Genomic DNA, 15,140 nt, shown 5'->3' on the forward strand with positions numbered 1-15,140 from the left:
CCCAATGGATCAGCACGGATGACTTCTACAACGAGGACTTCCGCACCACCATCCCACCGCTGATCACCGAGGTGGCCATCGCGGGTGAGAACGTGAAACTGAAGGACTTCGGTCCCATCGTCGACCAGACCATTGCGCCCATCCTGGACAACCTGTGGCTAGGCAGCATGACGGTGGATCAGGCGATCCAAGAGTGCTACACCAAGACGGAAGGCATGTTCAAGGGATTCTAGTCTCCGACAATTTGACGGCCAGGGCAGCGCGCTGGACGGCGCTCTGCCCTGGTATCTGGATGGAGGAATGGACATGGCGGGTGCAAGACCTGCGCGGCGGGGAGGACGCATGTCCGCATCCGAGTGGCGGGCGGCGCGGTGGGGCTTTTTGTTCATCGCGCCCGCGCTGATCGGGCTGCTGGTGTTCTACGTGGGGCCGATGCTGTTCAGCCTGGTCATCGGCTTCTTTGAGTGGGATATGATCCGCGAGCCGGCGTTTGTGGGCGCGGCCAACTATATGAACATGTTCACGCAGGTGAACTCGCTTGTGCCCCAGGCGCTCAGGGTCACCCTGAGCTATTCGTTTCTGACGGTGCCGCTGATCACCTGCGTGTCGCTGTTTCTGGCGGTGCTGCTCAACACGAAGGTGCGCTGCATGTCGCTGTTTCGTACTATCTTTTACATCCCGTCCATCGTGCCCGCAGTGGCCAACGCCGCGCTGTGGATGTTTCTGTGCAACCCCATGTTTGGGCTGCTGAACACGGTGCTGAAGGCGTGCGGGCTGCCGCCCAGCAACTGGATCTACGACGCGAATGCGGTCATTCCCACACTGTCGCTGATGGCGGTGTGGGGATCGGGCAACACTGTGATCATCTATCTCGCCGGGCTGCAGGGCATCTCGCGCAGCCTGTATGAGTCCGTGGAAATCGACGGCGGCAACGCGCTGCACAAGTTCAAGAACGTCACCGTGCCCATGATCAGCCCGGTAATCTTCTACAATATGATTATGGCGATCATCAACTGCATGCAGACATTCACCCAAGCCTACATCATGACCGACGGCGGGCCCAGCAACGCCAGTCTGTTCTATGTGCTGCTGCTGTACCGGACCGCGTTCAACAACCAGCAGATGGGCTACGCGTCGGCGATGGCCTGGATTCTGTTCATCTTGGTTGCGCTGCTGACGATGATGGCGTTCAAGCTGTCGGGCAAGTGGGTGTTCTATGAAGGGGGGAGCGGGCAATGACGGGCGCGCACCGCCAAAAATACCGGGCCTCCTACATGCTGACCTACGCAATGTTGATCTTCATGATTCTCGTGTGCGTGTTTCCGTTCTTCTGGCTGCTGAGGAGCGCGTTCATGAGCTCGGGCGAGATCTTTGCGATGCCCATGCGCTGGCTGCCGGAGCGGATGCGCTGGGAGAATTTCTCGGACGCGCTCACATCGTTTCCGTTCGCGAGTTATTTTGGCAACACGCTGGTGCTGGTGGCGCTGAACATGGCGGGCAATATCTTTAGCTCCAGCTTCGCGGCGTTCGGATTCTCTAGGATCAGTTTCAAAGGCAGGGACCTATGCTTCGCACTGGTGATCGCTACGATGATGATTCCATCGTCGGTGATCCAGATCCCGCAGTTCCTGATCTGGCTGAATCTGGGGCTGTACGACACGCTGGTGCCGCTGTGGCTGCCCTCGTTCTTCCTGAACGCGTTCTTCATCTTCATGGTGCGCCAGTTCTACATGACAATACCGCGCGACTACGACGAGGCCGCCACGATCGACGGTGCGGGCTACCTGCGGATCTACGCGCAGATCGTGATGCCGCTCAGTAAGCCCGTGATGGCCACGGTGGGTGTGTTCACGTTCATGTGGACCTGGAACGACTTCTTCGGGCCGCTGATCTACCTCAAGAGCAAGACCAACTACACGCTGGCGTTGGGGCTGCAGTCGTTCCTGGACCGTTACGTGAACCAGTGGCACTACCTGATGGCCGCGTCTTCCGTGGTCATCCTGCCGATGATCCTGCTGTTCTTCTTTGCGCAGAGGTTCTTCATCGAGGGCATCACATTTTCGGGGATCAAAGGATAAGGAGACAACTGCATGCAGTGCTACCTGAAGGCAACATCGGGCAGGATCTCGCCATTTTTCCGCGCGACGGCCGCAGACGCCACCGAGCCGGGCAACTGCCGGCTGTCGGAGGAGCTGATGTACACCCAGTCCAACGCGCGCGTGCTGCTGGGTCACACGCCAGGGGGCCAGATGCGGTTCCTTTCGCTGCCCACGGTGGTGTATCCCGTGCCCGTGATGCACAGCGAGCGAACCGTGGCCATTGACTACTACCCGGGCACCTACTATCAGTGCGACCAAGTGCTGTTTCTGGGCAACTTGCGCTACGAGTTGGAACTGGAGGATGGCGAGCGCGTGTCCGCCATCGAGCGCGGTTGGTCAAACCATACCGGCTACATATCGGACGCACTACCGGTGTCGTTTGCCGGACACCACGGTCTGGAGATTCGCGTGAGCAGCTGCGCACCGGTGGCGCGCGAGGGCAAGGCGATGATGGCCTCCGCGCCTCTGCCGGGCCCCACGGGCGCGCTGTTCACGATGCATGTCAAAAACACTTCGAGCGAGCGGCGCGTACTGCGCGTGCACCTGCGGTGCGATCCTATAATGATCGACACCTACCGTTTTGAGGACAAGCCGCTGCCGCCCCACCCGGGCGAGCCCCAGCGGTACATCCGACAGGAGACGATGATCTTCGTCAAGCCGGAGGGCTGCGCGGGCATCCACATGCGCCACGGGCAATGGACGGGGACCGAGGGGCAGCCCGACTGCGTGCGTCCGCTGGCGCTGGAGTCCGGGGAGGAGGCGCTGGTGGAGGCACAGGTGGCGCTGGCGAAGGAGTACCACGAGCTGATGCCCGCAATCTACGAGCTGAGCATGCGCGGCAGCGGCGAATGGCTGCTGGATACAGTGGATTTTTGGGCCTCGCTGTTGGGCGAGCTGAGCCTGGGCGCGGACCCACTGATGCAAAAGGCGTGCGACTTGTATGTGCGCTGCGTGATCGACAATTTCAACTGCCTGCAGTTGAATGGCAAGGGCGATTTGATCAGCCACTGGCAGGGTGCACCCGCGCACAACTGCGGCACGATCTGGGGTATCGACATCGAACCCACGGCGCTGAGCGTGCTGCCTGTGTGCCCGGAGCTGTGCTTTAAGGTGCTGGAGTTCTTCGCAGAGCGTAGCCGCTGCCCCGCGCCGCGCTATCCGGATCACTCTACGCCCATCCTGATCGCGCCGCTGCTGCTAGCAGGCGCGTACTACCGTGCGACTGGAGACGCGGAGGCGTTTGTGCGGCGGCCGGCGCTGGTGCGCGCGCTGGATTCGGTGTTGGAGGAGCTACTGTCGTTCCAGGCGGCGGACTGCGTGCTGTTCTCGTCCCACTATTCCAGTGACGCGCATGTGTTCCGAAAGTACGATCACGGCACGAATGTGAAGGTGCAGGGTGCGCTGAGCCTGTACGCCGGGCTGCTGGAGGCGCTGGGGCAAAAGGAGCGTGCCGGGGCGCTGCTGTCGCTGGCCGCCGACGTGCGCACGGCGCTGTTCGACAAGATGAGCGCTGAAGGTCCATTCGGCACGCAGTTCAGTGGCGGCACGAATCTGGGCGGCGGCGACGAGGACGGGTTCTACCTGCCCGATGGCACGCTGTACTACGACGGTGAGGATTCGGCCAGCTGCATGGCCCCGGTGTATGGCGCGTATGGCTGGAATCAATCCGAATGGATCAACTACCATCGGTTTGCTCGCTCGCTGTGGTGCCCCAACTTCGACGCCGAGTTTTCGGCGGACCGGTGGTTCCACGACGGTGGCCCGTTGGACGGCACTGCGTTTATCTCCCGTGTGGGCGGCAGCCACACGCGGCGCGAGATGCGCGAGGCGCTGGAGGCGCTGTTCGCGCAGGATTGCGACGAGACCGGCAGCGTATATTGGTGGCCGTTGGGCAGCGACGCGTGTCGCGGCATCACGCGATGCAGCCAGGGACAGGGCTCCTGGGCGCAACAGTTTGTGTGGCAGTGGGTGGGCGTATCGCTGGATGTGCCCGCGCGCCGGCTGAGCGTCGCGCCCGCCGGACTGCCTGAAGTGGTGGTGTGGCGCGGTATGAACCTTGGTGGACACCGGTTTGACCTGAAGTGGGAGCAGGCGGGCGGCGAGATACACCTGGAACTTCGTAACCTGGGCGGGTTCGAATGGACGGTGGAGTTGATGGGTGCCGCTCCCGCCGTACTCGCGCCGGGCGGTTCGCTGTCGCTCAGCGCGCCGCTGCCCGTTGTGGAATATGACGGCATCGACGGCGAGGCGGACATCGTGGCGCGTGAGCTAGGCTCGTTCGCGTGTGAGCATGGCATCCTGTTCGACAGCTTCGACAAAAAGCTGGTGCGCCAGCGCATGTGGGACGGCGAGATGTGGTCGCTGGTGCGGCTGGTCGTGGCCTCGGGAGAACCCATCGCGGACGCAAAGGTGTCGCTCGCACTGCCCGAGGGATGGCAGGTAGTGGCAAAGCCCGCGCGGCTGTGGGTGCTGCCCGAGAGGCTGATGGAAACGCGCGCAGAGACCGAATTGGGCGATGTCGAACCCAATCGGCGCGCCGTGGCCGCGTTCTGGGTACGCCCGCCAAAGGCAAGCGGTTTCGAGCCGCGATTCGACGCGCACAGCTTCGCCGAGCGGCCGTCCACGGTGCTCGTGGTCGGCGCTGGTAAAGGCGAGATGCGCGCTGTGCTCAGCAGCACGATGGGCGAAAACCCCATTGTGGGTGAGAAGCTGTGGGCGCTTCAATAATGTGGGAGGATCAGGCGGATGGCAGCATAGCCATCCGCCGTCGATATGTTTTGGAATTGCGATTGTGGCGGGATGCGCCTATAATGGAAGGCCAGAGGGAAGGTGGCGCCAATGGTCGAACGATTCCGGGAGGCGGTACCGCTAGCGCACGAGCGCGTGCGCAGCATGAAGATCCGCGACCGCATCTTTCTGGCGCTCCTGGGTGTGCTGCTGCTGGTGCTGCTGGTTGCGTACACGATGACGCGCCATGCGATGCGCGTGTACGCCGACCGCATCGACGCTGATTTCTCGCGCACGCTGGATATGGTCTCGCTGCAGGTGGACCGCGATCTGCGCGAGCTGGAGCAGCTCTCACTGAGGGTGTTCGGCAACCAGAAGCTGCAGGATGAGCTGTGCGCCATGCGCGAGTTGCAGAACCCGCTGGTCAGACTGTCCCGCGTCAACAAGCTCACCCAGACTATCATGGACAGCGCGCTGGAGTATGACTTCATCAAGAGCGCGGGGCTGATCGACGGGTTCTACCAACTGTCGCGCAGCGGGCTGTACTTGGACAACAATATCTCCGCCGCGCGCATCCGCCAGATTGCTGACGTGGCGCGCGCGGGAAGAGGCAGTTCAGTGTGGTTCGCGCCCGTGAATGGTGAGCGCTATGCGGTGTTCGCACGCCAGATCCGTAAGATCAAGGACCTAGAGCTGACAAACCTGGCCACACTGGTGTTCTTCATCGACATGGACAGCCTCCTACTCAAGACCGGCGTGGAGCGCTTCGCGCGCGAGGACATCCGGCTGCTGGTATTTCAGGGGGACGAGCTGCTTTTTTCATCCGACAACGCCATCGCCGCGCAGGATGCTACCATTGGCGGCAACGGTGCGCGCGGCGAGCAGGTGATCGACGGGCAACGATGGCTGTATACCGTGCGCCGCTCGCAGTACACCGGCTGGCGCTACAAAATGGCGGTGCCCAGGGACTCAGTGTACCGCGAGTTTGACCAGATGAACGCAATGTACGCAGGCATGTTTGTGGCGCTGGCGCTGCTGGCGCTGGCGCTTGGGCGCTGGTTCGCGGGCACGCTGACCAGGCCGCTGGAGGCGCTCGCGCGGCGCATGCAGCGCGTTCAGGGCGGCGACTTTACTGTGGACTCCGACGCCATGGCGCGCGCGGGCGGCGGCGAGGTGGGCAACCTGCAGCGGAGCTTCGAGGTGATGATCCGCGCCATCGACAGCCTAGTGATCAAGGACCTGAAGCAGCAAGCCATCACGAAGGACGCGCAGTACCGCGCGCTGCAGGCGCAGATCAACCCTCACTTTCTGTACAACACGCTGGATTCGGTATATTGGCTGGCTCAGGGCGCTGGCGAGACACAGATCGCGCAAATGGTGCACTCGTTGGGCGCGCTACTGCGTGCTACGATTCGCGCCGACGGGCGTGCCGTACCGCTACCGGATGAGCTTCAGGTGCTCGGCCAGTATGTGACGATTCAGAAGATCCGCTATCAGGAGCGGCTGGATGTGGAGATGCGCGTCGATGATAGCTTTGCATTGGCGGGCTGGAAGGTGCCGGGACTGATGCTGCAGCCGCTGGTGGAGAACGCCATCCGGCACGGCATCGACAGCGCGGGTGGCGTGGGACGCATCGTGGTCAGCATCGAAGAGCGATCCGGGCGGCTGCACATCACCGTGGAGGACGGCGGCGCGGGCATGGATGAGGCGCTGGCGCAGAAGCTGCAGCGCGGTGAGGTGGTCCCGAAAGAGGGCGGGCTGGGACTCAAGAACATCATTGAGCGCCTTCAGATCCTGTACGGTGGCGGGTTCTCGCTGGAGATCGGCAGCCGCAGGGGCGAGGGCACGCGGGTGCACATCATTCTGGAACGCTTGGAGGGCGAAACATGATTCAGGTGCTGCTGGCAGATGATGAGCGCATCATGCGCGAGGGCATCGCGAACAACATCGACTGGGCGGCGCTGGGCATGGAGCTGGTGTTTTCGGCGGAGAACGGTCGCGACGCCATCGAGTACCTGAGCGCGCACGAGGCGGACCTGATCATCACTGATGTGTGCATGCCGCGCGTGAACGGGCTGGAGCTGATCGAGGCCGCATCGGATCTGCGTCCGCACGCCGAGTTCGTCATCCTGTCGGGCTACGATGAGTTTGAATACGCGTCGCAGGCGATGCGCATGGGGGTCAGACACTATTTGCTCAAGCCTTGCAGCGTGGAGGAGATGACGCGCGTGCTGTCCCAGGTGAGCGAGAACATCCGCCGCCTGTCGGACGAGCGCGCGGTGCAGACATGCAACGAACAGGAACTCAAGCGGCTGCTGCCCCAGGCGCGCATGAGCTACCTGCGCGACCTGTGCCTACGCCAGCTGGACTTCCGCGAAATCGAGGTCGACGACCGCCGCTTGATGCGGCTCGGCGAGGGGCTGTGCCGCGTTGCGCTGGTAGAGGCGGAGAGTTCGCTCGACGTGGCGCGCGTGGCTGCGCTGAAGGCGCTGCTGCAGGATCATATGACCTGCCCGCTGGAACTGCTGACGCGGATCTCCGGCCGGGCGTTGCTGGTGCTGGGCTGTGAGGCACAGCAGCAGGACGAGCTGATCTCTGAGCTGCACGCTGTACAGCAGCGCTGGTACTCGTTCCGCTGCGAACGCATCACCGTGGCGCTCAGCGGCGTTGGCGGCTATGACGAGTTGTCCACGCTGTATGACATCGCCAGTCGCTGCATGGATCACCGGTTCTACTTGGGCGACGGAGTCATCATCACGCCCGATCTGCTTCCCAGTGGCGTGCCGCTGAACGGACGCATCGCGTTCGACATGTCGCGCGTGCTCAGCGCGGTCAGCAGCGGGGATACCGCCACGCTGAGTACGTTGCTGGACCAGTTTCGAGTCCGACTCAGCGATGGGCGATTGGATGCTGCTGCCGCGCGCGGATACTGCCTGGAACTGCTGATCGACATTCTGCGGCAGGAGGATCCTGGTCGGCTGGGCGAGGCGGTCGTGAAGTGGGCGCAGGGCGGCGCGTCCACGCTGGAGCAAATGGTGGCAGACATCCACCAACTGGCTGAATCCGCCGCCGAGCGCCACTATCAGGCGGCCAGCGAGTGCTACGGCGCGATCGTGGAGCGCATGATCGAACTGACTGAGCAGATGCTGGGCCGCGAGGACTTTTCGCTGACGCTGCTGGCGAGGGACGTCATGTTCATGAACGAGGACTACTTGGGGCGGCTGTTCCGCAAAAGGACGGATACCAAGTTCTCCCACTATGTGATGAACCTGAGGATCGAGCACGCCAAACAGTTACTGCTGGCGAACGCGGACGCGCGCGTGTTTGAGGTAGCGGAATCAGTGGGCATGGGCAATAATCCCCAATACTTCTCACAGCTGTTCAAGCGCATTACCGGCCAGACCCCGCAAGAATACCGCCAAAGTGCCAGTTCCAGCACGTTGTGATGTGAAGATGCCTTTTTGACGGGAGGCTTCGTCGATCTTGCCAGCAGTCTCTCGATTAGGAAACGGATGCGGGATTTCTTATCGAGCAACTCTCTTCATTTCAAAAGGTGGCTCGCCTTCACACACTTCGTTCACGCCCCGACCGCCTGCCGGAGGGTGTCGTCTAGGTCGCCCTCGAATAGGCTGATGTACCTGTCGAGCGTAACCTGCGTGCTGCAATGGCCCAACAATCTCGAGATTGCCTTAACAGAAACGCTCCGAGCAAACAAGTTGGAGGCAAAGGAATGCCTCAATGCGTGCAGGCCTCGGTGCTCGCCCCCTGTTGCCTCGCCAGGCCTTCTCCATCATGGCCAGAAGATTCCGGTAGCTCAGGTGCTTGCCGGTCTGGGTGGCGAATACGCAGGGGCATCCCGCTAGGCTACCTTCAGTCCTATGTAATGTCAATACTTGTGATAAGGCTTTTCCTCTACAAGCTTATCAACGAATTCCACAAGGTAATTATTAAATATTGAAACGGCGAATTGACGCGAGGATCGAATTAGACGAGGTACGATCAAGTGGCAGATAAAGTCCGGGGCGGGATCGGTCAGCGATTGGATGACGAGATCGGAATCGTTTGAGACAAAGCGTTCCGCCACGGACGCTGGCGCCATCAACCAGAAATTTGGGTTCCTGATAAAGCTAAAGCAAAGCGATACCGAGAAATCACAGGTGATACGCGGCTGTATATCCGGATTCCACCAGTGATTGTGCCACATGCGATAGTCGGACAGGTGATTCCATTCGACCTCGTAAGCGGGATCGAGCACCGCGGGTGATATGGGCTTGTCGCTCACCCATTCGGAGCTTCGCTCGCAGACCAGCCGAAGGGGATCCCGAAGAATGGGCGTCGTCTCGATGCCCTTGAATGCCTGAGGATTGCAGACAAACCCCACGTCGACCTCCGCGTTATTCATCAATTCGTATGTAGAATAGGAAGGGCCGGACTTTACCGTGATCGAGAGGTCCTTCTCATTCCGCATAATATTCCGGTAGAACGGAAGGAAAAGATAGGAATTGAACCATTCTGTACAGCCGATCGCCAGTTGCATGCTGGCGTTTGAATTGATGAATTGCTGCGTTTCATGCCAAACGGACAGCCATTTTTCCGCAATCAACACGAACTGCGCGCCACGGGCTGTGAGCTCGATGGATCGCTGACCTTTGCCACGGCTGATCAACTCGTAGCCGAGGTACGCCTCGAGGTTTTTCAGGCGCCGGCTGATCGTCGACTGTGAGAAGAACAGGAGTTCCGAGGCCTTCAGAAAGCTCCGGGTCTCCACAATCGCCATAAACGCCTGAATATCGCAGAAATTCAAAACGGATTCCCCCACACACATCGCTGCGCACATTGTACCACGGCCCGGCAAATAACGTCAACGCTCTGGGAGAGCGCCAAAACAAAGGGGGAGAAGGCGTCGCCCCCTCCCCCCCTGGCCGCGTCCGAAAGCGAATAACCTACTGCTTCACGTAAGCCTGGCGGAGCAGGTAGCATGAATTATAAGTCGATCCGTTGGGCATGTTGCGGAAGTTCTGAACCGCGGTCTTGTAGGCGAACGCCTGCGGGCGCCAGAGGATGTAGCAGTGCGGGGACTCCTCGATCAGGATTCTCTGGCACTCCTCATAGATCGCCTGGCGCGCCTCGCGGTCGTTGGTCTTCCGGCCTTCGACGAGCAGTTGCTCAAAGCGCTCATTGAAGAAGTGGCCGGTGTTGTAGTTCGCGCCGTCGGCGTACAGCGCGGAGATCCAGTCGGGGTCGGCGACGTTGGCGAGGTAGCCGTTGATCAGGCAGTCGTAATCGCCGGAGCGGAGCCTGGCATTGTAGGTGGACCAGTCGGGCGCCTCGAGCGTCACGTTGATGCCGCATTCCTTCAGGCTCGCCTGGACCGCGATGGCCGACTGTTCAAAGAAAGCGTAGGTCGAGGAGGTCAGCAGCTTGAACTCGATGCCGTCGGGATAGCCGGCCTCGGCGAGCATCGCCTTCGCCTTCTCGGGGTTGTATTCGAAATAACTGGCGTACTCCTCCTTGTAGCCGATCTGGCCGGCGACGAAGGGCGTGCCGAACATGATCGTGCCGCCGCCGCTGAACGCGGTGTCGCGCACATCCTCCCGCCTGAGCGCGTAGGAAATCGCCTGGCGCACGGTCGGGTTGCTCAGCGCTTCACACTCGAGGTTGAAGTTGAGGTACATGAACGGCCCTTCACGGATGTCGCACACGACATTGGGGTTGGCCTCCAACTGGGCGAATGCCGAGTAGTCGACGTATTCGATGATGTCCACGACGCCGGTCTGAAGCGCGTTGACCCGGGCCTGGCCATCGGGATAGAACTTAAAATTGATCTCGTCGGCCATCGGATACTTGGGATCGTGGTAGCCTTCGAAACGCTCGACAACGATCTCCTGGCCGGACAGCCATTCGCCGAACTGGAACGGGCCGCAGCCCATCGGATCCATCGAGATGTCCCCGTTGTGGGCTTCGCACCAACCCTTGGACACGATGACCATGAACTTGTTGGCGAGGTAGTTCACGAATGGCGCCAGCGGGTTCTTGAGCCTGATTTCCAGCGTCTTGTCGTCGATGACGTTCATCTGGTCGATGACTTGCATGTTCTTGTACTCAAACGCGCCCATGTCGGGATCCATAACCCGTTCGAAGGAGTACTTCACGTCCTCGGCGGTTACGGGATCGCCGTTGTGAAATTGCGCGTCGATCAGCTTGAAGGTGTACGCGAGGCCGTCGTCGCTCACGGTGTAGCTGTCGCAGAGGACGTTCGTAACCCGGCCTTCCCAATCATAAGCGAAAAGTCCTTCGTACATGGTCCAGACGACGGCGCGGGCGGCCGTGCCATTGTCAACAGCGGGTTCGAGGTGCGTGGGTTCCGCGGACAGGCCAAAGGTGACCGTTCCGCCGGGGTGTTCGGCTTCCTCTGCTCTGCCAACCGCAAAACAGGAGAAGGCCAGCGTGAAAACCAGCAAGATGGCGAGAAAGTTCCGGCTCTTCATGGTTTATCCCTCCCTATTCTTATGCTTGCAACCCGCGCGTGGCGGGATTACAACGCTCAGTCCCGGTTCAGCCTTGGATCGAGGATGTCGCGGAGGCTGTCGCCCATGACGTTGATCAAAAGGATCAGCACGACGAGCAGCGCGGCCGGATACAGGAGATAGGAGGCGTTGGAGTAGAGAAAGCTCTGTGCGTCTCCGATCATCTTGCCCAGCGACGGCGTCGGCGGGATGATGCCAAGGCCCAGATAACTCAGGCCCGATTCGAGCAAAATGGCGTTTCCGAAGGTTAAGCTCATCTGCACCAGAATGCTCGAGGAGATATTGGGCAGCACGCCCGTAAACAGGATCCTGAAAAGCCCCGCGCCGGCAGAAATCTGCGCGTCAATGTATTCAAGCTTCCTGACCTTCAGCGTGGATGCATAGGCAAGCCGCGCGAAGGTCGGCATGTAGACGATTGCGATGGTGACGATCAGCGTGGGGATGCCGGAACTGAAGAAGCACACGATCATAATGGCCAGCAGCATGGAGGGAAAGCATTGAACGATATCGGACGTGCGCATCAGAAGCTGCTCGCCAATCTTCCCGGAAAACCCCGCGACCATACCGGCCATCGTGCCGACAACCATCGCGATCAGCGTCGCGAAAAGCGCAATCGTCAGCGTAGGCCTGAGCCCGTAGAGCATGCGGCTCAGAATGTCCCGGCCAAAGTTGTCCGTACCCAGCGGGTGGCCGGACGACGCCGATTGCATGACTTGGGTGGAATCTATGACGAGCGGGTCGTAGGGCGCGATTTGCTCCGCGAAAACCGCAAGCAGAACAATGACCACAAGCCCGGCGAGGCTGATCGCAAAAGATGGACTGTAAAAAAGTTTTCTCATCATCCGCACCCTCCTTACCGCCGTACCCTTGGATCGATCACGCGGTAGATGAGATCGACCAAGAGATTGATCAGGATGTACGTCGCGGCGATGACGACCACGCAGCCTTGCAGCATCCGGTAATCGCGGTGATTGACGGCGGTGATCAAAAGCGTGCTGAGCCCCGGCCAGCTGAATATGTTCTCTATGACCACCATGCCGCCGATCAGGCTGCCCAATTGAAGCCCGATGACCGTTACGGTCGGAATCAGCGAGTTTCGAAGCCCATGCTGATAGATGACGCGGCCCTCCCCGAGACCCTTCGCGCGCAGCGTCTGTACGTACTCGCGGTTGATCTCCTCGAGCATCGACGAACGGGTGATGCGCGCAACCGTCGCGGCAAAGCCGAGCGCAAGCGTAAGCGAGGGAAGGATCGCGCCCTGCAGATGCTTGATCGGGCTCCGGGCAAACGACGTAAAGCCGCTCGACGGGAGCCACCCAAGGTTGAGCGAAAACAGGATAATCAGCAGCGCGCCCATCACATAGCTTGGAATCGAAACCCCCAAGACCGTAATGCCTGAAAACAGTCTGTCGATCAGCGTGCCCCGGGCGCGCGAACAGGCGACGCCCACGAGGATGCCCAGGAGCGACGCGACCACGACCGCCACGACCGCCAACTCAAGCGTGTTCACAAACCGTTGCGCGATCAGCCTGGAGACGGGCTGTTTATAGTAGTAGGACTCACCGAAATCCAGCGAAAACAAGCGCGCGACCCACTCTGCGTACTGCGCGGTCACCGGCCGATTGAGGCCCAGGTTTTCCCGAAGCGCCATGACGGCCGCCTCATCCGGCTGCGTGCCGTTGGCCTCCAACATCAGCACGGCCGGATCGCCCGGCATGATCTGGAGGATCAGGAACACAATGGTCGCGACCACAAAGATCTGAAGGATGGCCGTGGCAAGCCGCTTGAGGATGTACAGAATCATGATTCCGGCCTCCTTTCGGCGGGCGAGCCGCAAAAATGGCAGGCAGCCCGATGCGCGGGCGACAGCGCCCCGAGTTCAGGACGCTCGCGCCGGCAAACGGCTTCGGCGTAGGGGCACCGGCTTGCGAACAGGCAGCCGGGCGTGACCGATATAGGGCTTGGCGGATCGCCGGAAAGCACGATGCGCTTTTTGCGATCGCCGCCCAGCTCCGGAATCGACGAGAGCAGCGCTTGTGTGTACGGATGCGCCGGATGATTGTAGAGTTCCTCCGCCTCGGCGACTTCCATGATACGCCCCATGTACATGACCGCGATAAAATGGCTCATATACCGGACGACCGACAGGTTGTGCGAAATAAACAGGTAAGTAAGGTTGAGATCCTGCTGGAGTTCCTTCAGCAGATTCAGGATCTGCGCCTGGATGGAGACATCCAGCGCCGACACCGGTTCGTCGCAGATGACCAGCTTCGGGTTGAGCGCCAGCGCGCGCGCGATGCCGATGCGCTGGCGCTGCCCGCCTGAGAATTCGTGCGGGAAACGCGCGCCCGCGGAGGCGTTGAGGCCGACGCGCTCGAGAAGCTCCGCGACCCGCCGCTCGCGGGATGCCGTGTCGCCAAAGCCGTGAATCGTCATCGGTTCCGCGATCAGCGCGCGGACACGCATCCGGGGGTTGAGGGATTCGAATGGGTTTTGGAAGACCATCTGTACTTCGCGGCGCAATGCCTTGAGTTCCCGTCCCTGCGCCTTGTGGATGTCGTTACCCTGTATGCGGATGCTTCCGTCAGTCACATGCTCAAGGCGCATGATGCAGCGCGAGAGCGTGCTCTTCCCGCATCCGGACTCGCCGACAAGCCCGAATGACGCGCCGCAGGGGACGGCGAGGGACACGCCGTCGACGGCGCGCAACCAAGCCTGCCGCCCGAGCGGGCCGCCCTGCTTGACGGGAAAGTACTTCCTGACGTCGTTGAGCTCGAGGATCGCTTCACGCATTGTCTTCACCCCGATCTTCGAAGCGGTGGCAATAGACGATGTGGCCGCCGGCTATATCCGCACGGGCGGGCGACGCCCTGTGACACGGCGGCTGCGCGTCCGGACAGCGCGTCGCGAAACGGCAGCCTTCGGGCATGTCCTTAAACTCGGGCACCGTTCCGCGGATTGTCGGAAGCGGCCTGTCCTTGTCCATGCCGCTTTGCACCACCGAGCGCAAAAGCCCGCGCGTGTAGGGATGCGCGGGTGAACGCATCAGCTCGGCGGTCGGCGCTTGCTCCATCAGCTTTCCGGCGTACAGGATGACCACGCGGTCGGTGATCTCCGATACGACGCCGAGGTCATGCGTGATCAGCACAATGCTCATGTTCCGCTCCTCGCGGATTTTCAGCAGCAGCTCAAGGATCTGAGCCTGCACGGTCACATCCAGCGCGGTGGTCGGTTCGTCTGCGATCAAAAGCTCCGGCGAGCAGACCAGCGACATGGCGATCATCACGCGCTGGCACATGCCGCCCGACAATTCAAACGGATAGGAGCGCATGATCTTTTTGGGATCAGGAAGGCCGACCGACCGAAGCATCTCCATGCCGCGTTCGGCCGCTTCCTTCTTTCTGCAGCGCTCGTGCCTCAGGATGGTCTCCGTGATCTGAAAGCCGCAGGTATAGATCGGATCCAATGCCGCCATGGGATCCTGAAAGATCATGGAGATCTTCTTGCCCCGGATGGCGCGCATGGCCGCATCGCTTTTTTGCAAGAGATCCTCACCCTGGAAAGTCACGCTCCCGGAGCAGATTCTCCCAGGCGGTTGCGTAAGTCGCATGACCGCAAGCATCGCCTGGGATTTCCCGCTGCCGCTTTCGCCGACTATGCCCAGGATTTCGCGCCGACCGACCTTCAGGCTGATTCTGTCGACCGCCGTGAGCACCTGGTTTTTGAGAAAAAACCCGACGGATAGATCCCGTACGTCAAGTATGTTTCCGGCATAGCTCATTTCTCA

General features: G+C 60.9%; 12 protein-coding genes and 1 pseudogene. 6 read left to right on the plus strand and 7 right to left on the minus strand.

The features are described from left to right. The 6 genes from ACH6CV_RS13665 to ACH6CV_RS13690 all read left to right on the plus strand — a co-directional run. Positions 1–233, plus strand: a 233-nt coding sequence (locus tag ACH6CV_RS13665) for a hypothetical protein (RefSeq protein ID WP_456358762.1), incomplete at its 5' end; no start/stop codon positions are given. A 109-nt stretch (positions 234–342) separates the two neighbouring features. After that, positions 343–1,239 (plus strand): carbohydrate ABC transporter permease, encoded by an 897-nt coding sequence (locus ACH6CV_RS13670; RefSeq protein ID WP_456358763.1) that lies wholly within the window; start codon positions 343–345, stop codon positions 1,237–1,239. Continuing rightward, complete coding sequence (locus ACH6CV_RS13675) at positions 1,236–2,078, plus strand: carbohydrate ABC transporter permease (protein ID WP_456358764.1); 843 nt, start codon at positions 1,236–1,238, stop codon at positions 2,076–2,078. Before ACH6CV_RS13670 ends, ACH6CV_RS13675 begins: the two co-directional genes overlap by 4 nt. Before the next feature lie 12 nt (positions 2,079–2,090). Then, positions 2,091–4,826: a hypothetical protein gene (locus tag ACH6CV_RS13680; protein ID WP_456358765.1), complete on the plus strand. Its 2,736-nt coding sequence runs from the start codon at positions 2,091–2,093 to the stop codon at positions 4,824–4,826. Between the two features lie 111 nt (positions 4,827–4,937). Next, complete coding sequence (locus tag ACH6CV_RS13685) at positions 4,938–6,716, plus strand: sensor histidine kinase (protein WP_456358766.1); 1,779 nt, start codon at positions 4,938–4,940, stop codon at positions 6,714–6,716. After that, positions 6,713–8,272, plus strand: coding sequence for a response regulator transcription factor (locus ACH6CV_RS13690; protein ID WP_456358767.1), 1,560 nt, complete (start codon positions 6,713–6,715; stop codon positions 8,270–8,272). The genes ACH6CV_RS13685 and ACH6CV_RS13690 overlap by 4 nt, the downstream gene beginning before the upstream one ends. A gap of 131 nt (positions 8,273–8,403) precedes the next feature. On the opposite strand, the pseudogene ACH6CV_RS13695 reads toward ACH6CV_RS13690, so the two are convergent. From ACH6CV_RS13695 to ACH6CV_RS13725, 7 genes and pseudogenes are all read right to left on the minus strand, one after another. Next, positions 8,404–8,601 (minus strand): annotated as a pseudogene (locus tag ACH6CV_RS13695) (tyrosine-type recombinase/integrase); the annotation flags it as partial. Positions 8,602–8,712: 111 nt separating this feature from the next. Continuing rightward, positions 8,713–9,630, minus strand: a complete 918-nt coding sequence (locus ACH6CV_RS13700; RefSeq protein WP_456358768.1) for a LysR family transcriptional regulator — start codon at positions 9,628–9,630, stop codon at positions 8,713–8,715. 139 nt (positions 9,631–9,769) lie between these two features. Then, positions 9,770–11,314 (minus strand): ABC transporter substrate-binding protein, encoded by a 1,545-nt coding sequence (locus ACH6CV_RS13705; RefSeq protein WP_456358769.1) that lies wholly within the window; start codon positions 11,312–11,314, stop codon positions 9,770–9,772. A 56-nt stretch (positions 11,315–11,370) separates the two neighbouring features. Further along, on the minus strand, positions 11,371–12,195 hold the full coding sequence (locus ACH6CV_RS13710) for an ABC transporter permease (RefSeq protein ID WP_456358770.1): 825 nt from the start codon (positions 12,193–12,195) through the stop codon (positions 11,371–11,373). Between the two features lie 11 nt (positions 12,196–12,206). Beyond that, a complete protein-coding gene (locus ACH6CV_RS13715; protein ID WP_456358771.1) occupies positions 12,207–13,157 on the minus strand; it encodes an ABC transporter permease in 951 nt (316 codons plus the stop codon). After that, entirely contained in the window at positions 13,154–14,146 is a 993-nt protein-coding gene (locus ACH6CV_RS13720; RefSeq protein ID WP_456358772.1) for an ABC transporter ATP-binding protein, read from the minus strand. The genes ACH6CV_RS13715 and ACH6CV_RS13720 overlap by 4 nt, the downstream gene beginning before the upstream one ends. After that, complete coding sequence (locus ACH6CV_RS13725; RefSeq protein ID WP_456358773.1) at positions 14,139–15,134, minus strand: ABC transporter ATP-binding protein; 996 nt, start codon at positions 15,132–15,134, stop codon at positions 14,139–14,141. Before ACH6CV_RS13725 ends, ACH6CV_RS13720 begins: the two co-directional genes overlap by 8 nt. Positions 15,135–15,140 lie beyond the last annotated feature (6 nt).

The sequence above is a fragment of the Anaerozeibacter quisquiliarum genome (genome assembly GCF_051162045.1).
GTDB lineage: Bacteria > Bacillota > Clostridia > Christensenellales > Aristaeellaceae > Anaerozeibacter > Anaerozeibacter quisquiliarum.

What these genes read in the sequence shown, in the direction of transcription:
- ACH6CV_RS13705 (WP_456358769.1), bottom strand. Translation starts at nt 11,314, where the DNA reads ATGAAGAGCCGGAACTTTCTCGCCATCTTGCTGGTTTTCACGCTGGCC.
- ACH6CV_RS13675 (WP_456358764.1), top strand. Translation starts at nt 1,236, where the DNA reads ATGACGGGCGCGCACCGCCAAAAATACCGGGCCTCCTACATGCTGACC.
- ACH6CV_RS13685 (WP_456358766.1), top strand. Translation starts at nt 4,938, where the DNA reads ATGGTCGAACGATTCCGGGAGGCGGTACCGCTAGCGCACGAGCGCGTG.
- ACH6CV_RS13715 (WP_456358771.1), bottom strand. Translation starts at nt 13,157, where the DNA reads ATGATTCTGTACATCCTCAAGCGGCTTGCCACGGCCATCCTTCAGATC.
- ACH6CV_RS13670 (WP_456358763.1), top strand. Translation starts at nt 343, where the DNA reads ATGTCCGCATCCGAGTGGCGGGCGGCGCGGTGGGGCTTTTTGTTCATC.
- ACH6CV_RS13720 (WP_456358772.1), bottom strand. Translation starts at nt 14,146, where the DNA reads ATGCGTGAAGCGATCCTCGAGCTCAACGACGTCAGGAAGTACTTTCCC.
- ACH6CV_RS13710 (WP_456358770.1), bottom strand. Translation starts at nt 12,195, where the DNA reads ATGATGAGAAAACTTTTTTACAGTCCATCTTTTGCGATCAGCCTCGCC.
- ACH6CV_RS13725 (WP_456358773.1), bottom strand. Translation starts at nt 15,134, where the DNA reads ATGAGCTATGCCGGAAACATACTTGACGTACGGGATCTATCCGTCGGG.
- ACH6CV_RS13680 (WP_456358765.1), top strand. Translation starts at nt 2,091, where the DNA reads ATGCAGTGCTACCTGAAGGCAACATCGGGCAGGATCTCGCCATTTTTC.
- ACH6CV_RS13690 (WP_456358767.1), top strand. Translation starts at nt 6,713, where the DNA reads ATGATTCAGGTGCTGCTGGCAGATGATGAGCGCATCATGCGCGAGGGC.